17 protein-coding genes and 3 pseudogenes are annotated in these 21138 nt (G+C 72.5%); 16 read left to right on the top strand and 4 right to left on the bottom strand.

Going from position 1 to position 21138, the window contains the following annotated elements; genetic code table 11:
- Window positions 1–335: 335 nt before the first annotated feature.
- From AQJ64_RS48680 to AQJ64_RS40385, 3 genes and pseudogenes are all read left to right on the top strand, one after another.
- Window positions 336–545: pseudogene (locus tag AQJ64_RS48680) on the top strand (response regulator transcription factor); the annotation flags it as partial.
- 87 nt (window positions 546–632) lie between these two features.
- The gene (locus tag AQJ64_RS40390) at window positions 633–839 is read left to right on the top strand and encodes a DUF4287 domain-containing protein (RefSeq protein ID WP_055631292.1); all 207 of its coding nucleotides are present in this window, start codon (window positions 633–635) and stop codon (window positions 837–839) included.
- Window positions 840–907: 68 nt separating this feature from the next.
- Window positions 908–1321 (top strand): VOC family protein, encoded by a 414-nt coding sequence (locus AQJ64_RS40385; protein ID WP_055631291.1) that lies wholly within the window; start codon window positions 908–910, stop codon window positions 1319–1321.
- Window positions 1322–1507: 186 nt separating this feature from the next.
- On the opposite strand, the gene AQJ64_RS40380 is transcribed toward AQJ64_RS40385, so the two are convergent.
- The gene (locus AQJ64_RS40380; RefSeq protein WP_055631290.1) at window positions 1508–2113 is read right to left on the bottom strand and encodes an ALF repeat-containing protein; all 606 of its coding nucleotides are present in this window, start codon (window positions 2111–2113) and stop codon (window positions 1508–1510) included.
- A 129-nt stretch (window positions 2114–2242) separates the two neighbouring features.
- Between AQJ64_RS40380 and AQJ64_RS40375 the strand changes: the two genes are divergently transcribed.
- The 11 genes and pseudogenes from AQJ64_RS40375 to AQJ64_RS48675 all read left to right on the top strand — a co-directional run.
- On the top strand, window positions 2243–3301 hold the full coding sequence (locus tag AQJ64_RS40375; protein WP_055631289.1) for a PucR family transcriptional regulator: 1059 nt from the start codon (window positions 2243–2245) through the stop codon (window positions 3299–3301).
- Window positions 3302–3575: 274 nt separating this feature from the next.
- Window positions 3576–4535, top strand: a complete 960-nt coding sequence (gene pstC / locus AQJ64_RS40370) for a phosphate ABC transporter permease subunit PstC (RefSeq protein ID WP_240512429.1) — start codon at window positions 3576–3578, stop codon at window positions 4533–4535.
- Window position 4536: 1 nt separating this feature from the next.
- Window positions 4537–5808: a phosphate ABC transporter permease PstA gene (gene pstA, locus AQJ64_RS40365; RefSeq protein WP_063788627.1), complete on the top strand. Its 1272-nt coding sequence runs from the start codon at window positions 4537–4539 to the stop codon at window positions 5806–5808.
- Window positions 5805–7460 (top strand): phosphate ABC transporter substrate-binding protein PstS, encoded by a 1656-nt coding sequence (gene pstS / locus AQJ64_RS51910; RefSeq protein WP_055631287.1) that lies wholly within the window; start codon window positions 5805–5807, stop codon window positions 7458–7460. Before pstA ends, pstS begins: the two co-directional genes overlap by 4 nt.
- The gene (locus AQJ64_RS40355) at window positions 7457–10072 is read left to right on the top strand and encodes a hypothetical protein (protein WP_055631286.1); all 2616 of its coding nucleotides are present in this window, start codon (window positions 7457–7459) and stop codon (window positions 10070–10072) included. Before pstS ends, AQJ64_RS40355 begins: the two co-directional genes overlap by 4 nt.
- Before the next feature lie 133 nt (window positions 10073–10205).
- On the top strand, window positions 10206–12179 hold the full coding sequence (locus tag AQJ64_RS40350) for an Ig-like domain repeat protein (protein ID WP_055631285.1): 1974 nt from the start codon (window positions 10206–10208) through the stop codon (window positions 12177–12179).
- Between the two features lie 169 nt (window positions 12180–12348).
- On the top strand, window positions 12349–13239 hold the full coding sequence (locus AQJ64_RS40345) for a sortase (protein WP_055631284.1): 891 nt from the start codon (window positions 12349–12351) through the stop codon (window positions 13237–13239).
- A 10-nt stretch (window positions 13240–13249) separates the two neighbouring features.
- The gene (pstB, locus tag AQJ64_RS40340; protein ID WP_055631283.1) at window positions 13250–14107 is read left to right on the top strand and encodes a phosphate ABC transporter ATP-binding protein PstB; all 858 of its coding nucleotides are present in this window, start codon (window positions 13250–13252) and stop codon (window positions 14105–14107) included.
- A 48-nt stretch (window positions 14108–14155) separates the two neighbouring features.
- Entirely contained in the window at window positions 14156–15340 is a 1185-nt protein-coding gene (locus AQJ64_RS40335; RefSeq protein ID WP_079062228.1) for a pyridoxal phosphate-dependent aminotransferase, read from the top strand.
- Window positions 15341–15382: 42 nt separating this feature from the next.
- Window positions 15383–15808 (top strand): RidA family protein, encoded by a 426-nt coding sequence (locus AQJ64_RS40330; RefSeq protein WP_079062233.1) that lies wholly within the window; start codon window positions 15383–15385, stop codon window positions 15806–15808.
- Between the two features lie 18 nt (window positions 15809–15826).
- Window positions 15827–15967: pseudogene (locus AQJ64_RS48675) on the top strand (helix-turn-helix domain-containing protein); the annotation flags it as partial.
- 188 nt (window positions 15968–16155) lie between these two features.
- Here the strand turns inward: AQJ64_RS48675 and AQJ64_RS48665 are convergent.
- Window positions 16156–16614, bottom strand: a complete 459-nt coding sequence (locus AQJ64_RS48665; protein WP_055631279.1) for a DUF1569 domain-containing protein — start codon at window positions 16612–16614, stop codon at window positions 16156–16158.
- 57 nt (window positions 16615–16671) lie between these two features.
- On the opposite strand from AQJ64_RS48665, the gene AQJ64_RS40315 reads away from it, so the two are divergent.
- Both AQJ64_RS40315 and AQJ64_RS40310 read left to right on the top strand, forming a co-directional pair.
- On the top strand, window positions 16672–18135 hold the full coding sequence (locus AQJ64_RS40315; protein ID WP_079062226.1) for an aldehyde dehydrogenase family protein: 1464 nt from the start codon (window positions 16672–16674) through the stop codon (window positions 18133–18135).
- Window positions 18136–18181: 46 nt separating this feature from the next.
- Window positions 18182–19111: pseudogene (locus tag AQJ64_RS40310) on the top strand (Rieske 2Fe-2S domain-containing protein); the annotation flags it as partial.
- Between the two features lie 67 nt (window positions 19112–19178).
- On the opposite strand, the gene AQJ64_RS51460 reads toward AQJ64_RS40310, so the two are convergent.
- Entirely contained in the window at window positions 19179–19259 is an 81-nt protein-coding gene (locus tag AQJ64_RS51460) for a hypothetical protein (RefSeq protein ID WP_240512430.1), read from the bottom strand.
- Window positions 19260–19471: 212 nt separating this feature from the next.
- Window positions 19472–21058, bottom strand: a complete 1587-nt coding sequence (locus tag AQJ64_RS40305) for a carbohydrate-binding protein (protein WP_055631278.1) — start codon at window positions 21056–21058, stop codon at window positions 19472–19474.
- Window positions 21059–21138 lie beyond the last annotated feature (80 nt).

Genomic DNA, 21138 nt, shown 5'->3' with positions numbered 1-21138 from the left:
CTTCCCACCCCCGTGACCTGCGACGAGAGTAGTTCCTGCCACCGGGCGCCACACCCGCACCAACCCTCACAGCTGCACCTGCGGGGCAGCTGTCCGGGGCCGGGGTGTGCCGGCGCCCGCTCGACTTCACACACCGCAGGAGCACCCTCATGACGCTGGGCAACGCCGTGCGCCGTACCTCCGCCGCCCTCGCCGTCGGCGCGCTCTCCCTCGGGCTGGTCACCGTCACCGGCGGGACCGCGCAGGCCGCCGCCTCGTGCACGGGCGACGTGTCGATCTACGGCACGCTGTCCGACGGCAGGCTGACGTACGCGCAGGTCGAACCGGACACGGGCGACCTCACCGGCCAGCAGGCGACCGCCCTGCGGCTGCCGGCCGAGGGGCACACGGACGAGACGATCGCCAAGCGGCTCGGGGTGTCCCACCGCACGGCCCGCCGCATCGCCTCCGAGCTGATGGACCGCCTCGGTGCCCGCAGCCGCTTCGAGGCGGGGGTGCGCGCCGTCCAGCAGGGGTGGCTCCCCCCACCACTCCTAGCGATGTGACGCAGATCACATTCACCTGCCGATGACTTCCCTCCCGTCCCCCGGTCGGAACGAGCGACACCACCGACCCCCGACGGGAGCGCCACCATGACCGCCGCCGCAGCCAAGGGCCCCGCCTCCTACTTCCCCTCCATCGAGAAGAAGTACGGCCGGCCGATCGCGGAGTGGAAGGACCTCATCCGCTCCGCACCCCTGACCCGGCACATGGAACTCGTGAACTGGCTGAAGTCCGAGCACGGACTGGGGCACGGCCACGCCAACGCCCTCGTCGCCGACACGCTCGCGGAACGCTAGGCTCCACACGGTGACCATTTGTCCCGTTTGACCATCCCTGTTCCCCTCTCGCTCCCCAGGAGGTTGCGATGGCCTCGCGACTCAACCCGTACCTCAGCTTCAACGGCGACGCCCGGACGGCGCTGGAGCACTACAAGGACGTCTTCGGCGGCACGCTGACGCTGAGCACCTTCGGCGAGTTCGGCCAGGCGGGCACCCCGCAGGCGGACCAGATCATGCACGGCATGCTGGAGGCCCCGAACGGCTTCACCCTCATGGGAGCCGACACCCCGCCGGGGATGGAGTACAGCCCCGGCGGCAACGTCTCCGTGAGCGTGAGCGGCGACGACGACGCCGAACTGCGCGGCTACTGGGAGAAGCTGTCCGCCGGGGCCGAGGTGTCCGTCCCGCTGGACAAGCAGATGTGGGGCGATGTCTTCGGCATGTGCACGGACCGCTTCGGCATCACCTGGCTGGTCAACATCGCCCAGCAGCAGGGCTAGACGATCCGGCCGGACACCCGGCCAGTGCCGCGGCAGGCAACGTCTGCCCGTCAAGGAGCGGCGTCCGGTGCGTGCTCTCGGCGTGCCGGCCGGAAGTCCTCGTACTGGACGTACTTGGGCTTTCGGCCGGTGCGGCGAGAGTGCGTGCCGGGCGTCGCGACGGGGCGAACGTTGCCTGCCGCGGCACTAGACCTCGTACTGGCCGACCTCGAGGAAGTGGCGCAGGTCCTCCGGGGTGCCGTCCAGGGCGGCCCGGGCCGCCGCGCGCAGGGCGTCACTGATGTCGGTGCGCGCGAGGATCTTCGCGACGGCGACCCGGTCGTCCTCGGCCTGGGCGAGCCGGTAACCGGTCGTCAGGAAGGCCACCCGGTCCGCGGCGGTCCCGTCGAGGGCCTTGCCGGCCTCCCGGCGGACGGCCTTCCCGCTGCCGGGGGCGGCGAGGAGCCGCGCGATCGCCACCTTGTTGTCCTCGTCCTGGGCGAGCGCGAGGCCCGTCTTCAGGAAGGCGCGCAGATCGTCGGCGGTGCCGTCGAGCGCCTCCTGGGCCTCCCTGCGCACCGCCTTGCCCGCGCTCCCGTCGGCGAGGATGCGCAGCACCGCGATCCGCAGCTCCTCCTCCGTCATCGAGTCGTACGGCGACGCGTCCTCGGCGGCGGTCGAAGCGGACGCCGAGGACGACGCCGTGACGGCCGTCGCGTCCGCGGCGGTGGCCGCGAAGGACGGCGAGGCGAGCAGCAGGGCCGGGGTCAGCGCGCCCACGGCGAGGGCGAGCGCCCCACGGGTAGCTCTCATTGTCGTTCCCCCATGATTGATTGGCTTGGTGCCGACGGGAAGATCTTCCAGAATCGAACACCGCCGCGCACTGTGCGGACCGGGCATTCTTGACCGCCGGTTCGTTGCCGGAACACGAACGCGGGGGGCGTGGTGGCGGGGGAGATTCCCGAGCAGTACCTGGACGGCTACACCCGGCTGCTGACGGAGGTCACGGCCACCGGCCGTCGGCTGACCCGGGCTGAGCTGGAGTCGCGGCGCGCCCTCGGCGAACGGGCCGCCGACGCCGGTCACGGCCTGCGCGCCCTGGTCAGCGCCCATCTGACCGCCGCCCGCTCGGTCCGGCCCGGCTCCCCCGGCTCCCCCGACAGCACCCTGGCCGCCGTACAGCAGGTGATAGACGCCCTGGCCGAGGGGTACGAGCGGGCCCAGCGGCTCGCCGTACGGCGGGAGGAGGCGGCCCGCCGGGAGTTCATCGACGACCTGCTCTACGGCCGCAGCGACCTCGGCCGCCTCGCGCAGCGCGCCGAACGCTTCGGCCTGCGTCTGTCGCAGACCCACGCCGTCGCCGTCGCCCAGGGCCCCGTCGCCTACGACGAGGGCGACCCGGTGCCCCGGACGGTGGAGCGGACGCTGCTCGCCCGGTTCGGCGACCGCGAGGTGCTGCTGACCACCAAGGACGGCCTGCTGGTGTGTGTCGCCCCCGGCCACCGGGACGAGATCCTGCCCGTCTTCGCCCGGCAGGCGCGGACCGCGACCGGCGGCGGCCGGGTGGCGATCGGCCGCCCGCAGCCCGGCCCCGGCGGCGTCGTCCAGTCCTACGAGGAGGCCCGGGGCTCCCTGGAACTCGCCGAGCGGCTGGGCCTGGCCGACCCGGTGCTGCGCACCGCCGACCTGCTCGTCTACCCCGTCCTGACCCGCGACCGGCAGGCGATGGCCGACCTGGTCCAGGCCGTCCTCGGCCCGCTGACCAGCGCCCGCGGCGGCGCCGAGCCCCCACTGGCCACGCTCGCCGCCTACTTCGACTCGGGCTGCGTCGCGGCCCAGGCCGCCCGCCGGCTGTCGCTGAGCGTGCGCGCCCTGACGTACCGGCTGGAACGCATCCACCAGCTCACCGGCGTCGACCCCACCGACCCGGCGCACCGCTACACCCTGCAGACCGCCGTCATCGGCGCCCGCCTCCTCGACTGGCCGACCCAGGACCTGTGAGCGCCCAGCACACAGCGCACAGCCACTCGGCGCACAGCCACTCGGCGCACAGCACTCGGCGCACAGCACTCGGCGCACCCACGAAAACGACATGAACGGTTCACACCTTGTCCACATCCGGCGGGTGGAGGGGAAAGAAACCGGTCATTGACTCTCCCCGCGCGCCTCGATCACGAAGCCGTATGGGGAGAACCGTTTCCTTGGGGGGACCGCAGTGGCGTCCGCAGTGGAGGTTTCCGGCGCACCGGAGCCCGACAGACCCGTTCCTCGACGGTTGCACACGGCCCGGGGCCTCGGCGACCGGGTCTTCCGGTACCAGCTGACGGCCACCGGCGTCACCGTCCTCGCCATCATGGCGGCCGTCGGACTGTTCCTGCTGCTGAGGGCCGGTCAGGCCCTGCGCGCCCGGGGATTCCGCTTCCTCACGACCGCCGCCTGGCAGCCGGACGTCCACAACTTCGGGATCGCGGCCGTGCTCACCGGCACCCTGCTGATCGCCGCCGTCGCGGTGACGATCTCCGTGCCGCTGGCCGTCGGGACCGCGCTGTTCATCTCCGACGTGGCCCCGCGCGGGCTGCGCCGCACCCTCGTCACCATGGTCGACCTGATGGCGGCCGTCCCGTCGGTGGTCTACGGCCTGTGGGGACTGTTCTTCCTCCAGCAGCACGTGATCGGCCTGTCGCGCTGGCTGTCGACCTGGTTCGGCTGGATCCCGCTGCTCGCGGTCGACGGCACCAAGCCCGGGGAGCCGCTCGCCTCCGACAGCGTCTACACCGCCTCCACCTTCGTCGCCGGGATCGTCGTCGCGCTGATGGTCGCGCCGATCCAGTGCTCGGTGATGCGGGAGGTGTTCGCCCAGGCACCGGCGGGCGAGCGGGAGGGCGCGTACGCGCTCGGCGCCACCCGCTGGGGCATGATCCGCGCGGTCGTCCTGCCGTACGGCAAGGGCGGCATCATCGGCGGCACGATGCTCGGCCTCGGCCGGGCCCTCGGCGAGACCATCGCCGTCTACCTGATCATCTCGCCGGTCTTCGTCATCCAGCCGCACCTCCTGCAGACCGGCTCGAACTCGGTCTCCTCGCTGATCGCCCTGCACTACGGCGACGCCTCCACCTTCGGCATGTCGGCGCTGATGGCGGCGGGCCTGGCGCTGTTCCTGCTCACCCTGGCGGTCAACTTCACCGCCTCCTCCATCGTGGCCCGCTCCCGGTCCGGCGCACAGAGCGAGGCATGAGATGACCGTCGTGGACCACGCCCCCGCCCAGCCGGCCGAGGCCACCGCCCCGGCCCCCGGACTCCCGGACGTACCGCGCCGCCTCGGCGGCCTGACCCGCTCCGGTGTCCTCTCCCTCTCCGGCGCCGCGGCCTCCGGCCTGTGCGTCGCCGTCCTGCTGTTCGGCGAGATCGCCCCGTTCTCCGGCAGTCTGGGCTTCACCGTCACCGCGTACGCGGCCTTCCTCGCCGTCTACGCCGTCCTCACCGCGCTGGAGGAGGACGGCCAGGCGGTACGCGACCGGGTGATGACGGTGGTCCTGTGGACCGCGGCCGGACTCCTCTTCAGCGCGCTCGCCCTGGTCGTCGGCTTCACGGCCTGGCGCGGCCGCGAGGCGCTCCCGCACGGCAACTTCTTCACCCAGGACATGCAGGCGGCCGGCCCGCTCGACCCGCTGTCCCACGGCGGCATCGCCCACGCCATGCTCGGCACCCTGATCATGATCGCCATCGCGCTCACCATCACGGTCCCGCTGGGCCTGGCCTGCGCGGTGTACCTCAACCAGATCCCGGGCCGCTTCTCCCGGTTCGTGCGCACCATCGTCGAGGCGATGACGGCGCTGCCCTCGATCGTGGCCGGTCTCATGGTGTACGCCGTGTGGATCCTCGGCCTCGGCATGCAGAAGTCGGGACTGGCGGCGGGCTTCGCGATCAGCGTGATGATGCTGCCGATCGTCATCCGTGCCTCGGACGTGGTCCTGCGCCTGGTGCCCGGCACCCTCACGGAGGCGGCCGAGGCCCTCGGCGCCCCCCGCTGGCGGACGGTCTGGCACGTCGTCCTGCCGACGGCCCGCTCGGGCCTCGCCACGGCGGTCATCCTCGGCACCGCGCGCGGCATCGGCGAGACCTCCCCCGTCCTGCTGACGGCGGGCTTCACGGCGGCCCTGAACGCCGACCCGACGAACGGCCCGATGGTCTCCCTCCCGCTGGCCGTCTTCAACTTCGTCAAGTCCCCCGAGCCCACGATGATCGCCCGCGGCTTCGGCTCGGCGGCGGTCCTGATGGCCATCGTCCTGATCCTCTTCGCGATCGCCCGGGTGATCGGCGGGCGCGGCCCCGGCCACCAGACCAGGCGACAGGCACGGAGAACGGCGCGCGCGTCCCGCCGGGACATCGAGAGATACGCCGGCATCACCCACCCCGGGGGCGCGGGGCAGCACCCATGTGCGGCTCCGCCGCGGGGCGCGACCAGCCCCAACGCACCCGCACCCGACAACGGAGACAGCGACCGATGATCACCGCACTCAGACGGCTCGGCATCCTGGCCGCACTCATAGGCATCCTCACCACAGCCACCCCGGCGCAGGCCGACACCTACACCCCCATCGCGGGCGCCGGCTCCACCTGGGCCGAGAACGCGGTCGACGAATGGCGCAGGGCGGTGAACCAGTACGGCATGCGCATCAGCTACGCCGGTACCGGTTCATCGGACGGCCGGCGCCAGTTCCTCAGCGGCACCGTCGACTTCGCCGTCTCCGACATCCCGTTCCAGACCAACCCCACCGACGGCAGCGCGGCCGAACGCCCCGCGCAGGGCTCGTACGCCTATATGCCGATCGTCGCCGGCGGCACCGTCTTCATGTACCACCTGACGGTCAACGGCAAGCGGGTCACCAACCTCCGCCTCTCCGGTGACGTGGTCACGAAGATCTTCACGGGGGCCGTGAAGACCTGGGACGACCCGGTGATCAAGGCGGACAACCCCGGGCTCCAGCTCCCGCACCGCCCGATCGTGCCCGTGGTCCGCTCCGACGGCTCCGGCTCGACCGCCCAGTTCACGATGTGGATGGCCAACCAGCACAAGGCGCTGTGGCAGGCGTACTGCGCCCGGGTCGGCCGCTCGGGGGCGTGCGGGCAGACCTCGTACTACCCGACGGTCTCCGGCATGATCGCCCAGTCCGGTGACCTCGGTGTCGCCGGTTACGTCGCCCAGAACTACGGCGAGGGCGCGATCGGTTACGTCAACTACTCCTACGCCCTCAACGCGCACTATCCGGTCGCCAAGGTCCTCAACCACGCCGGCTACTACACCGAGCCCACCCCGCAGAACGTGGCGGTCTCGCTGCTCAAGGCGAAGATCAACACGAACAGGAACTCCGCCGACTACCTCACCCAGCAGCTCGACGGCGTCTACAACGACAGCGACAAGCGGAACTACCCGCTGTCCAGCTACTCGTACATGATCCTGCCGCTGAAGGTGCAGGGCACCTTCACCAAGGCCAAGGGCAAGACGCTCGGCGCGTTCTCCTACTACTTCATGTGCCAGGGCCAGCAGCAGGCGCCCGACCTCGGCTACTCGCCGCTGCCGATCAACCTGGTGCAGGCGGGCTTCGACCAGATCCGCCGGATCCCGGGCGTGCAGGCGCAGAGCATCAACATCCGCAACTGCAACAACCCGACCTTCACCACCAACGGCCGCAACAAGCTGGCCGAGACCGCGCCCTACCCGAAGGACTGCGACAAGAAGGGCGCCGCGCCCTGCACCACGGGCAGCGGCGGCGCCAAGTCGACCGGCGCCAACGGCGGTTCGGGCGGGACGTCCGGCGGCTCGGCCGGCGGCGGTACGGGCGCGTCGGGCGGCACGGGCAGCGACGGCGGCACCGGCGGGTCCGGCGCCGCAGGGCAGCCCTCCGTCGACCCCGACACCGGCCAGACCCTGAGCCCGGGCGGCGGCACGGCGAGCGGTTCCGGCGGCGGTACGGCCACCACCGCCGACGGCACGGTCGCCCTCGCCCAGCCGGTCGCGATCGCCGGGCACACCGGCTGGACCTCCACCCAGACGCTGATGCTGCTCGCCGCGTTCCTGGTCCTCGCGCTGATCCTGCTGCCCTCGCTGGTGTCCCGGCTGCTCCGCGCCGGCGGCTCCTCGAACGGGGGGACGCGATGAAGGCCGTACGACGGATCCTGGTCCGGCTCGTCGCCGGTGCCGCCGTGGGCGCCCTCGCCGGGCTCGCGGTCGCCCAGGCCGCCCCGCCCGCGACGGCGGCCTCCTCCGCGTCCTCCGCCGTCACCGTCTCCGGGCGCGGCGAGTTCAAGGACATGAGGTTCACGGTCTCCCAGACCGCCGACCTCACCAGCCAGGCCGTCACGGTCTCCTGGTCCGGCGGCACGCCGAGCACCTTCGCGGGCACCCTGTTCGACACGGACTTCGTGCAGATCATGCAGTGCTGGGGCGACGACGACGGCACGGTCCCGGACAACCCGGGCCCCTCGCGCACCCAGTGCCAGTACGGGGCCTCCCCGACCACCGACCGGGGCAGCTGGCCCGGCAACGACTACGACGACACCCGCCGCGTCTTCTACAGCGCCGACCCCGCCAACTACGGCCAGGACGACCGTTACGGCGCCACCAACCCCAACGCTCCGGGCGAGGTGCCGTTCAAACCGGTCAGCGGCGCCACCGTCACCTCGAACACCCAGAACAACCCGTACTTCAACCGCAACACCACCAACGAGATCGACTTCGCCCGCACCGGCGCCGACGGCACCGGCAAGGAGTTCTTCGAGGTACAGACCGCCAACGAGGCCCCGCACCTCGGCTGCGGCACCGTCGTGAAGACCGACGGCGTGTCCAGGCCGCGCAGTTGCTGGCTGGTGATCGTCCCGCAGGGGCACCTCGACCTCGACGGCAAGCCGTACGCGGACCACAGCCAGGTCAACGCGGGTTCCCCGGTCTCCTCCACCAACTGGAAGAACCGCGTCGCGATCCCGCTGCGCTTCAACCCGGTCGGCACCAACTGCGCCCTCGGCTCCGACGAACGGCCCACCACCGGCAGCGAGCTGGCCGCCGACGCCATGACGAGCTGGCAGACCGCCCTGTGCGCCACCGGCAAGGTCTACGGCTACACCGAGCTCGGCGAGCCCGACACCCGCGCCCGCCTCGGCAACGACGGCTCCTCCGGACTCGCCTTCACCACGCGCGCCCTCGGCGCCGACGCGGGCACGAGCGCCCCGGACGACACCACCGTCTACGCGCCGGCCGCGCTCTCCGGCACCGTCATCGGCTTCACCGTGGAACGCAGACCCAGGGCCACCGCCCCCGAGGCCACCCAGAGACTCGCCGGAACCAGGGTCGAGTCCCTCCGGCTCAACCCCCGGCTGGTGGCCAAGCTGCTCACCGAGTCCTACCGCAACTCCCCCTGGGGAGCGGTCGTCGGCACCACCGCCGCCAACGGCTACGGCTGGGCGAAGGGCAACCCGGCCGGTCTGGCGAGCGACCCCGAGTTCATCGCGCTCAACCCCGAGTTCGCGGAGCTGTCGGTCGCCGAGACCCCGGCCACCGACACGGATCTGCTGACCTCGCTCGGCCACTCCGACTCGGCCCGCGCCGTCTGGCAGTGGATCGTCGCCGACAAGGACGCCCGCGGCTTCCTCGCGGGGGTGTCCGACGACTGGGGCATGCGGGTCAACCCGTACTTCAGCACCAACACGGACCTCAACCCCACCGGGTTCGCCTTCGACCCGGCGAACACCGACACCTACCCCAAGAGCGACCCGTGGTGCACGATCCCGCCGGGCACCGGCGCCACCGAGAAGCAGTGCATGATCGACTTCCACCCGTACGTGGCGGACATGCACGCCGGCGCCCTGCACACCCTGCGCACCGACAGCCTGTGGAAGGCGACCTGGGACCCGCTGGCCAGCCCGCCCGCGTACAAGAACCCCGGCCCGCAGACCGTCGGCTCCCGCTTCATGATCACCATCACGGACGCGGCCTCCGCCGCCCGCTACGGACTGACGACCGCGAAGCTGCTCAACGCCGCCGGCCGGTACGTCGCCCCCAGCGGCGTCTCCCTGACCGCCGCCGCGGCGAGCGCCACCGGCAAGGGCGCCCCCGAGATCAGCCCCGCCAAGGCCACCGCGAAGGGCGCCTACCCGCTCACCCAGCTCGTCTACGCGGCCGTACGCCCCGCGAAGCTCGACGCCGCCGCCCGCAAGGACTACGCGACCCTGCTGCGGTACGCGGCCGGCACCGGGCAGACCGCGGGCGCCGACCCGGGCCTGCTCCCCGCGGGATACGCCCCGCTGTCGCGGACGCTGCGCACCCGGACGACCCAGGCCGCCGACACGCTCCTGCACTACAAGGCCACCTCCACCGCGAGCGGCGACGGATCGGCCTCGGGCGGCGGCTCCGGCGGCTCCACCACCACGGGCGGCACCACCGGTGACCTCTCCGGCGGCACGGCGGGCGACGGCGGCACCACCGGCGGCGCCGGCGCGAGCGCCAGTGCCACGCCGAGCAGCGCGGCCTCCTACGACGGCGGCAAGGCCGTACAGACCACCGCCGCCGGCGCCACGCCCGCCGACCCCGCGAACCCGCTGCGCTACGCCGTCCCCCTCGGTGCCGCGCTCGGCGCCGCGGCCGGGGTGGGCGCGCCCTTCGCGGGCGGCGGCCGACTGCGCCTGCCGCTGCGGCTGCCGCTTCCCGGCGGCCGCACGGTGACCGTCGTACCGGAGATCGCCCTGCCCGAACGGCTGCGGAAACTCCTGCGGCCCTGAGCGCCCCCTCGGGCGGCGCTCCCCACGGACGGCCGCCCGCCCCGAAGGACAGTCGGGGCGGACGGCCCGCACCACCCTGCCAGATCGATCCACCTCCTTCTCCACCCCTTTCGCACAGTCACGGAGACTCTCCATGCGCAGAACGCGCTCCACGGCCGCGCTCGTCGCCGCCGCAGTGGTGGCCGGCGGTGTGGCTCTCGCGAGCCCGGCGTACGCCGACCCCACCCCCGCCGGGACCTTCCGCCAGCTGGTCGGCGTGGGCTCCGACACCACCCAGGACGTGCTCAACGCCCTCGCCGGCGACACCGTGGGCGGCAAGGACTACTCCGGCACCGCCGTGAAGTCGGCGACCGGCGCGGGCATCGCCTCCTACGACGCGATCGGCTCGTCCACGATCCAGACCCGCTCCGGCGGCCCGTCGTTCACCCGCCCGAACGGCTCCGGACCGGGCCGTGCGGCGCTCAGCATGTCCCTCACCGGCGACAAGTTCCCCAACAACGACGGTGTCGCCGTCGGCGGCCAGGTCGACTTCGCCCGCTCCTCCGGCGGCCCGAGCTTCTCCGGCAACGCCCTCACCTACATCCCGTTCGCCCGGGACGCGGTCGGCGTCGCGGTCCGCGGCACCGGCCTGGACTCGCTGTCGGTCTCGCAGCTGCACGACATCTACATGGCGGGCGGCGTGCGCACGCTGAACGGCCAGACCCTGCACCCGGTCCTCCCGCAGAGCGGCTCCGGCACCCGCAAGTTCTTCCTCGGCGCGATCGGCCTGAACGAGAACACGGTCGACACCAGCCTGCCCACCGTCCAGGAGAACCAGGCCGACGCGGCCCTCACCCAGGACGGCACGCTCGTCCCGTTCTCCGTGGCCAGCTGGATCGCCCAGGCCAACGGCATCGCCCCCGACCACAGCTCCACCGCGATCACCGCGGGCGGTCACCTGGCCAGCATCACGCTGCCGGGCGACTCCGGCGCCACCACCCCGGTCAGCACGGTCAACGGCAAGCTGGCCCCGGTCCCCGGCTACTTCGAGAACTCCACCTTCGGCCGCGACGTCTACAACGTCGTCCCGAGCCGCGCGGTCGACACGAGCAGCATCTTCTTCGACAAGGACCTCTACGACGTCTTCGTCACCAGCGGCGACCACGAGGCGGCCCTCGCCTCCGACAACGCCGAGAAGGTCATCTCGGCCTTCGGCTTCCTGAACGAGTCGTACAACGGCTCGATCAACCTGGCCAAGCACGCCAAGGTCGGCGGTCTGGAGATCGCGGGCCTGACCACGCCCGGCGCGCCCGTCCTGAACGCCACCGCGGGCGACGCGAGCGTCAAGCTGACCTGGACCGCGCCCAGCCCGGCCCCCGCGCAGCCCGTCACCGACTACCGCGTCACGCTGAAGGACGCGGACGGCGGCGTCGTCGCCACGAAGGACGTACCGGCGAGCACCACCTCGTACTCCTTCACCGGTCTGGCCACCGGCACCTACACCGCCACCGTCGCCGCCGCCACCGTCGTCGGCAACGGCACGGAGGCCACCTGGACCGGCGCGGTCAAGTACGCCAGCACCGTCACGGCGACCACCGCGACCACCGCGTACGGCAGGACCCCGAAGGTCGCGGTCACCGTCACCGGCTCGCACTCGGTCGCCCCGACCGGCAAGGTCACCGTGAAGGAGGGCTCCACCACCCTCGGCACCGGCACCCTCAGCGGCGGCAAGGTCACCCTCGGCCTGTCGAACCACCTCAAGGTCGGCACGCACAGCCTGACCGTGTCCTACGGCGGCAGCACCCAGCTGAACGCGTCCTCGGCGAAGATCTCCCTGAAGATCACCAAGGCGACGCCGTCGGTGGCGACCACCGCCCCGGCCTCCGTGTCCCACACCGCCCGCGCCAAGGTCACCGTCAAGGTCACCGCGACCGGCACCACGCCCACCGGCACCGTCCGCGTCTACGAGGGCACCAAGGTGATCGCCACCGGCACCCTGAGCGGCGGCAAGGTCACCGTCACCCTGCCCAAGCTGGCCAGGGGCCGCCACACCCTGCACGCGAGCTACCTGGGCTCCTCGACGGTGAACGCCAAGAACGGCGCGAACTTCGTCATCAAGTCCACCTGATCCACCTGATCCCACCGGATCACACCGGATCACACCGGATCCCGGCGGCCGGGGAGACCACTGAGGGAGTGTCTCCCCGGCCGACCGGCCCCGACCCCTGTGCGCACCCCTGTGCGTGCCCCTGTGCATACCCCTGTCCGTACCCCTGTCCTGAAGGAGGCGGGCCGCCGTGACGGTCGCCGTACCCCTGACGCTCCCCCGCGTCCACAGCGTCACCGCCGTCCGCCATCTCGCCCGCGGCGGCCTGCTCGGCCTCGCCGCCCTGCTGCTCGGCATCACCGCACAGCTGCTGGTGATCAGCGGCGCGCAGGAACACTCCGCACAGCACGCGGCCTTCGACGAGCTGCGCAATCAGCTCGCCCTCGGCACCGCCCCGGTCGCGCAGACCGATCAGGACGGCCGGCTGCTCGCCCCCGGCACCCCGGTCGCGCTCATCGACGTCCCCCGCCTGGGGACGACCCAGGTCGTCCTGGAGGGCACCGACTCCTCCGTCCTCACCGACGGCCCCGGCCACCGCCGTGACACCCCGATGCCCGGCCAGGCCGGCACCAGTGTCCTGATGGGCCGCGCCGCCGCCTACGGCGGCCCCTTCTGCGGGCTCCCCTCCCTCACGGCGGGCGACACGTTCAGTGTGACCACCGGCCAGGGCAGGGCGACGTACCGGGTCAGCGGCGTACGACGGGCCGGTGACCCGGCGCCCGCGCCGCTCGCCTCCGGCAAGGGACGGCTGGTCCTGGTCACCGCCACCGGCTCCCGTTTCGTCCCGTCCGGGGTCCTGCGCGTGGACGCCGACCTGATGTCCACGCCCTTCCCGACCCCGGCCGCGGTGATCCGCTCCGGCACGCTCCCCGCGTCCGAGGAGCCGCTGGCCCGGCCCGACGGGGTGCCGTGGCCGCTGGTGATGTGGCTCCAGGCGCTGCTGCTCGCCGCGGTGGCCGCCGTCTGGGCCTGGCACCGGTGGGGCCGCCACCAGACCTGGATCGTGTTCGCCCCGGTCGTCGCGGTCCTCGGCCTCCAGGTCGCCACCCGCACCACCGAGCTCCTGCCCAATCTGCTGTGAGGTGTCAGCCATGACCGAAGTGACCGAAGTGACCGAAGTGACCGATCCCCTGACCGACACCGTCGTCCTCCCGCCCGTAGGACCGACCGGTGACCCCGCCACCCTCGACGCCCGCGCCGTCTCGGCCTGGTTCGGCACCCACCAGGTGCTCAGCCGGGTGTCGCTGACCATGCCCGCCGGCCGGGTGACCGCCCTCATCGGCCCCTCCGGCTGCGGCAAGTCGACCTTCCTGCGCACCCTGAACCGGATGCACGAGATGATCCCGGCCGCCCGCTTCGGCGGCGAGGTGCTCTTCGAGGGCGAGGACATCTACGACCCCTCGTGGCGGCTGACGGACGCCCGCCGCAGGATCGGGATGGTCTTCCAGAAGCCGAACCCGTTCCCCGCCATGTCGATCTACGACAACGTGGTCGCGGGCCTGCGCCTGACCGGCACCAAGGCGAACCGCCGCGAGAAGGACGTCCTGGTCGAGGAGTCCCTGTCCCGGGCCGGCCTGTGGAAGGAGGTCCGCGACCGGCTGCGGCAGCCCGGCGGCGCGCTCTCCGGCGGCCAGCAGCAGCGGCTGTGCATCGCGCGGGCCCTGGCCGTGCGGCCCCGGGTGCTGCTGATGGACGAGCCGTGCTCGGCGCTCGACCCCACCTCGACGCGCCGCGTGGAGGAGACCATCCAGGAGCTGGCCGGGCAGGTCACGGTCGTGATCGTCACCCACAACATGCAGCAGGCCAACCGCGTCTCCCAGCAGTGCGCCTTCTTCCTCGCCGAGCAGGGCACCCCCGGCCAGATCGTCGAGGCGGGCCCCACCGAGGACATCTTCGGCTCCCCGCAGGACCGGCGCACCGCCGACTATGTGGCCGGCCGTTTCGGCTGAGCCGACCACCTGCCCCGGCCGGCACCCGCCTGTCGGAAAATCGGCGGTATGAGGATCTCGCAGCGCGCCCGGGCCATCGCCCCCTTCTACGCCATGGAGTTCGGCAAGCAGGCCGCCGAACTGGAGGCGGCGGGCCACCACGTCGTCAAACTCAGCCTGGGCGAGCCCGACTTCGGCGCGCCGCCCGCCGTCCTGGAGGCCATGCGGGACGCCATGGACGGCCGGCCCATGGCGTACACCGCGGCGCTCGGGCTGCCCGCGCTGCGGCAGGCGATCGCCCGCTTCTACGCCGACCGGCACGGCGTCGAGGTCGATCCGGCCCGGGTGGCGGTGACCGCGGGCGCCTCCGCCGCGCTGGTGCTGGCCACCGCCGCCCTCGTCGACCCCGGCGACGAGGTGCTGATCGCGGACCCGTCCTACCCGTGCAACCGGCAGATCGTGGAGAGCTTCGGCGCCCGCGTCACCCTCGTCCCGACCACCCCGGCCTCCCGCTTCCAGCTGGATGCGGCGTCCGTACGGTCGTACTGGTCGGACCGCACCCGCGGCGTCATGATCGCCACCCCCTCCAACCCCACGGGCACCTCGGTCCCGGCGGACGAGCTCCGGGCCCTGTGCGCCCTCGCCCGGGAGCGGGGGGCGTGGCGGCTGGTCGACGAGATCTACCTCGACCTGAGCGACCCCGACGACCTCGGCCGCCCGCCGGGCAGCGCCCTCGCGCACGACCCCGACGCGGTCGTCATCAACAGCTTCTCGAAGTACTTCGGCATGACCGGCTGGCGGCTCGGCTGGTGTGTCGTCCCCGAGGCCCTCGTGCCCGCGCTGGAGCGCCTCGCCCAGAACTACTTCCTGTGCGCCTCCGCCCCGGCCCAGCACGCCGCCCTGGCCTGCTTCACCCCCGAGTCCCTGGCCGTGGCCGAGGCGCGCCGGGTGGAGTTCGCCGAGCGCCGTGCGCTCGTCCTGGACGGCCTGGACCGCATCGGCCTGCCGGTGCCCGTCCCTCCGGACGGCGCGTTCTACGCCTACTTCGACGTCAGCGCCACCGGCCTGACCTCCTGGGAGTTCTGCGCCCGCGCCCTGCGGGAGGCCCATGTGGCGCTCACCCCGGGCCGGGACTTCGGCGTGGGCACGGCCGAGACCCATGTACGGCTGTCGTACGCGGCGTCGGCCGGTGAACTGCGGGAGGGCCTCGCCCGGCTGGGCAAGTTCGTCTCCACCCTGGAGCCCACGGCGTAATCCACCTGCGTCCGCCCGGGACCGCCGTGCAGAATGCGCGCCATGGCACCCACCCACAGCGCACCGCACCTCACGCACCTCGCCGCACCGGAGGGGGTCGCCCCGGGCACCGGCTACACGCATGTGGTCATGGGGACCGGGCGGCTGGTGGCGGTCTCCGGGCAGATCGCCCTCGACGCCGACGGCAGGGTGGTCGGCGAGGGCGACCCGGCCGCGCAGGCTCTGCAGGTCTTCGAGAACCTCCGCCGCTGCCTGGCCGCGGCGGGCACCGGCTTCGAGAGCGTCGTGAAGTTCACTTTCTACGTCACCGACGTCGCCCACCTGCCCGCCGTACGCGAGGCCCGCGACCGGTACATCGACGTCGAGCGCCCGCCCGCCAGCACCGCCGTCCAGGTGGCGGCCCTGTTCCGGCCCGAACTGTTGCTGGAGGTGGAGGCGCTGGCACTGCTGCCCGAACCTCGCGTCTAGGTGTATTGATCACGAGCGCTGCTGGTCGAACGGGTCTGCGCAGGCCGCCCCGTCGCTCATGTGGCCGCCGAAAGGGGTGTCTCCCGCGCCACGGCCCACAAGTGGATCCGCCGCTGGCGGGCCGAGGGCGAGGCGGGCCTTTCCGTCCGCTCTCCCCGGTCAGGCTCGCGGTGGCAGCGCGTCGCGGTGGAGACCCCGGCCCGGGCCGCCACCGCGCCGGTGGTCAGCCCGCCGTACCCGCTCTCGGCCGGCACGGCCGGTGTGGCCTCCAGCAGGGCCCGGTCCCGTCCGGCGTCCCGGGGCCGACCGCGCCGGGGCGGGCCGCCGCCCGCATCCTCACGGGGCCCTCAGGCATCGGCCAGCCCTGGCAGATGCTCGGCCAGGTGCATGGCGTGCAGCCGCTCGTACTGGGCGTGGGTGCAGCGGCCGTACGCCGGGTGGAGCCGGTGCGGCCCGGTGTGTGCGGTGAAGAGGGACACCGCGTCCGCGAGCCGTGCGGCCGCCTCGGCGGCGGGGAGCGCGGGGTCCAGCGGCGGGGCGCCGTCGAGTTCCGCGTCGAGGGAGTGCCGGGTGGCTCCCCGGCGCAGGAAGACGTGCTTGGCGAGGGTCCCGGCGGTGGCCCGGAAGAGGGCCGGCTTCAGCCGGGGGTAGCCGGTCACCGAGTAGCGGACGGTCTGGGCGCAGTGCTGGAGCGTCTGGGAGAGGTTCCAGGAGGCACCCGGCGCGAGGAGGTCGCTCTCGGGCCGGTCGAGGGAGGCGCCGAGCTGCTCGGCGAGCCGGGTGAGGGGGGCGGGGGCGGTGGGCATGCCCCCAGCATAGGCAATGCTAAACGAAAGGCTTTCGTTTAGCATATCGTGCGCACCATGACCACCACGCCCCGCACGACCGCCACGACCGCCACGACCGCCATCACCACCACGACCGCCATCACCACCACGGCCACCGCTCCCGCCGCGACCGTCACCCGCCTGCGCACCGCCTTCGCCACCGGCCGCACCCGCCCCACCGCCTGGCGCAAGGCCCAACTGCGCTCCCTGCGCGACCTCCTGACCACCCACCGGGCCGAGTTCGCCGCCGCCCTCCACGCCGACCTCGGAAAGAACGGCACCGAGGCCCATCTCACCGAGACCGGTTTCGTCGTCAACGAGATCGACCACACCCTGCGCCACCTGGGCCGCTGGCTGCGCCCCCGCCGCGTCCCGGTCCCCGTCTCCCTCGCCCCGGCCCGCGCCCGGACCGTACGGGAGCCGCTGGGCACGGTCCTGATCATCAGCCCCTGGAACTACCCCGTGATGCTGGCGCTCGCGCCCCTCGTCGGCGCCCTCGCGGCGGGCAACTGCGCGGTGATCAAGCCCAGCGAACTCGCCCCCGCGACCTCCGCGCTGCTCGCCGATCTGCTGCCCCGGGCCCTGGACCCGGAGGCCGTGGCGGTCGTCGAGGGCGGGGTGCCGGAGACGACGGACCTGCTGGAGCAGCCGTTCGACCACATCTTCTACACCGGCAACGGCACCGTCGGCCGTGTGGTGATGGCCGCCGCGGCCCGCCGCCTCACCCCCGTCACCCTCGAACTGGGCGGCAAGTCCCCCGCCGTGGTCGAGCCGGGCGCCGACCTCAGGGCCGCCGCCCGCCGCATCGCCTGGGGCAAGTTCATGAACGCCGGCCAGTCCTGCACCGCCCCCGACTACGTCCTCGCGATCGGCGACACGGCACCCGCCCTGGAACGGCACCTCACCACCGCGATCCAGGAGATGTTCGGCACCGACCCGGCCGCGAGCGCCGACTACGGCCGGGTCGTCAACGACCGCCACTTCGACCGCCTGCTGACCCTGCTCGACCGGGACGGCGACGGCGGCGCCCGTCTGGTCACCGGCGGCGAACACGACCGTACGACCCGCTACCTCGCCCCCACCGTCCTCGCCGACGTCGACCCGGACGCGCCCGTGATGCGCGAGGAGATCTTCGGCCCGATCCTGCCGATCGTGCGCGTCCCCGACCTCGACGCGGCGATCGCCTTCATCACGGCCCGGGACAAGCCCCTCGCCCTCTACGGCTTCACCGCCTCCCGGCACGCCAAGCACCGGCTCACCACCGAGACCTCCTCCGGCGCCCTCGCCTTCGGCGTCCCGAACGCCCACCTCACCGTGCCCGGCCTGCCCTTCGGCGGCGTCGGCGAGAGCGGCCTGGGCCGCTACCACGGGGCGCACTCGATCGACACCTTCAGCCACACCAAGGCCGTCCTGGACAAGCCCCTGCTGCTGGACCCCCTCCGGGCGGTCTACCCGCCGTACACCCCGACGAAGGCCCGCCTCCTGCGCAGGTTCCTCTGACCCGCCGGCCCCCGCGGATCTAGTGCCGCGGCACTAGCATCACCCCATGCCTTTACGACGGAGTCATGACAAGGCCATAGCACTCCTCGCCGCCCTCCCCCGCGATCCACGGGCCGACGCGTACCCGATGCCGACCGTGCCGTACGGCTGGTACGCCGTACTCCGCAGCCGTGAGCTGAGGCCGGGCAAGGTCGTCAACCTGCACTACTTCGGCCGGGCGCTGATCGCCTTCCGCGGGGCGGACGGGAGGGCGGCCGTGCGGGACGCCCACTGCCCCCACTACGGCGCACACCTCGGCGCCGGCGGGAAGGTCGTCGACGGCACGGTCGAGTGCCCCTTCCACGGCTGGCGGTTCGGGACCGACGGGCGGTGCGTCGAGGCGCCGTTCGCGGTCCGCACCCCCAAGGTCTCCCTCGGCGGTCTGCCGGTGCGCGAGCACAGCGGACTCGTCCTCGTGTACGTCGGCCCCGACGAGCCGTCCTGGGAGGTCCCCGAGATCCCGGAGACCACGGCCCGCGACTTCGCCTCGCCCGTCGACGACACCTGCCGCGCCCGCGTCCACATCCAGGAGATGCGCGAGAACATCGTCGACGAGTCCCACTTCCACTTCATCCACGGGCAGGCCGAACCCCCTGTCCAGGACTGGCAGGTGGACGGCCCGTTCGCCGAGGTGCGCGGCCGGATCCGGCGCCGCGTCCTCGGACGGGACATCGACAACACCTTCGACGCCTTCATGTACGGCCCCGGCGTGATGGTGGTACGCACCCACGGCCCGGCCCTCTCCGTGACCGCCGTGGCCCTCAGCACCCCCGTCGACGACCGCACCAGCGAACTCCGGATGCTGTACTACCTGCGCAAGCCGGCCCGTGCCCGGTTCCTGACCCCCGCCCTCAAACTCGTCTTCCGCGCGGAGGCCCTGGGCGAGGTCCGCGAGGAGGTCCACATCTGGGACCACAAGATCCACCAGCCCCGCCCGGTCCTGCTCCCCCATGAGAAGGGGATCAGACAACTGCGGCGCTGGTACGCCCAGTTCTACCCGGCCGTCACCGACCGGATCGCGGAGGCGGATTCCGTACGGCCACCACACCCCCGTCAAGATCCACCGTCGTCCGGCGCGGCGGCACCCCGTCCTCCCCGTCGTCCCGCAGCACCAGAGCCGACCCGCCCGGCCCGCAGCGGCGGCTGATCCAGGAACGCCACCAGCGTCAGCAGGATGACGAGCCCCGGCAGGGTCATGAAGACGGTGACCCCCCTGGGATCAGGATGGGCGCCGTGGCTCTCGCGCGTAAGGCCCGGGCCGGGTCTCCGGTCCGGGCCTTCCCGCCGTCCAGGGCGGCTACAGCGTGACCTGGGTGCCTCCCAGGGTCACGACCAGCTTGCCGTCCGAGGCGAAGGACCAGGCCAGGGCGCCGCCGTAGGAGGAGGCGCAGCGGGAGCCGTTCGTCCCCGTCCAGAACTGGTTGGTGCTGTCGGCGTCGCCGACCGTCTTGTCGTTGCTGCCGCTGACGTTGTAGCGGCAGGAGGTGTTGGAGCGGAAGACCGACGTACCGGCGTCCCAGGAGTAGTTGCGCTGGGCGTTGTCGATGCTGAGGTTGTTCGACACCGCCATGGAGCCCGGGTTGCTGTTGTACGTGAAGCCGTGCTTGCCGTTGTGGTAGGCGATACTGCGCCGCACGACGTGGTTGACGGCGATGTCGTCGCCGCCGAGCTTGTAGCCGTTGCGGTCGCCGTTGGCGTTGACGGTCCCGTCGGAGAGGGTGCCGTTGTTGTAGGAGAGGGAGTCCTCGATGGTCACCGGGCCGATCGCGCCGGTGTCCGTCTTGGTGTACAGGTCCCAGCCGTCGTCGATGTTGTTGTGGGAGACGGCGTACCGGAAGACGTTCCCGGTGCCGGTGGTGAGCTTCGCGGCGAAGCCGTCCGCGTCCTCGCCGTCGGAGTCGGCGTTGTCGTGCGACTCGGCGCTCAGGATCAGGTTGTCCGAGGGCCAGTCTGCGCTGGCGGTCGAGGAGGCGATCCGGCCGAGCTGGAGCCCGGTGTCGCGGTTGTAGCGGGTGACCGTGCGCTCGATGACGTTGTGGCTGCCGCCGACGTAGATGCCGTTGTCACCGGCGCGTTCGACGACGACGCCGTAGACCCGCCAGTACGAGCCGAAGAGCTGGAGCCCGCGGTTGGAGGAACTCTCGCTCTGCGCCGAGAAGTTGAGCACCGGGGTCTCGCCGGGGTAGGCGGACAGGGTGGTCCGGGCGGCTGACGTCCCGTTGTTCGTCTGCGGGATGGTGATCGTCGACGCGTAGGCGTACGTCCCGCCGCGCAGGTAGATCGTGCCGCCCGCGGTGACCCGGCTGATCGCCGAGGTGAGGGTGGTCGGCGCGGAGGAGGTGCCGGCCGCGCTGTCGGTGCCGCTGGGCGAGACGTAGATCGCGCCGGTGGTGGGGGGTGTGGTGCTGTCGGTCGTCGTCGCCTCGACGTAGTCGACGTTGGGCAGGCCCTCCGCGGTGGTGGGGTTGAGGCGGATGGTGTTGCTGCCCGCGGTGAGGGTCACGGTGAGCGTCTTGGTGACCCAGGTGGACCAGGCGCCGGTGGCCTCGAAGGACGGCGTCTGCACGGTCGTCCCGTTGACGACGAGGGAGGCCGGGCGGGCGGTGGTGGTGCCGTTGGCGAAGCGGACGTTGAGGGTGGCCGTGCCGGCGGTGGCCGCGTTCACGGTGAACTGGGCGTATCCGCCGGTGGAGTTGGTGCCGTTGCAGAATCCGCTGCCGGAGTATCCGGTCCAGTCGGAGTCGAGGTTGCCGGTGCAGACCGCCGGGGAGGTCTCGGCCTCGTAGCGGACGGTCGCGGCCTGGGCGGAGGGGGTGGGGCCGGCGAGCGCGACGAGCGCGCCCGCGAGCAGGCCGGTGCACGCGATGACGGATCTCAGCTGCATGGGTTCATCTCCAGGAACGGGACGAGTGCGGGTCGGCCGAACTGGAAAGCGCTTTCTCCCGGAAGTTAAGGGGCTAGCTT

This window comes from Streptomyces griseoruber (assembly GCF_001514205.1).
Taxonomy (GTDB): domain Bacteria; phylum Actinomycetota; class Actinomycetes; order Streptomycetales; family Streptomycetaceae; genus Streptomyces; species Streptomyces griseoruber.
This window is presented reverse-complemented; position numbering and strand designations above follow the sequence as displayed.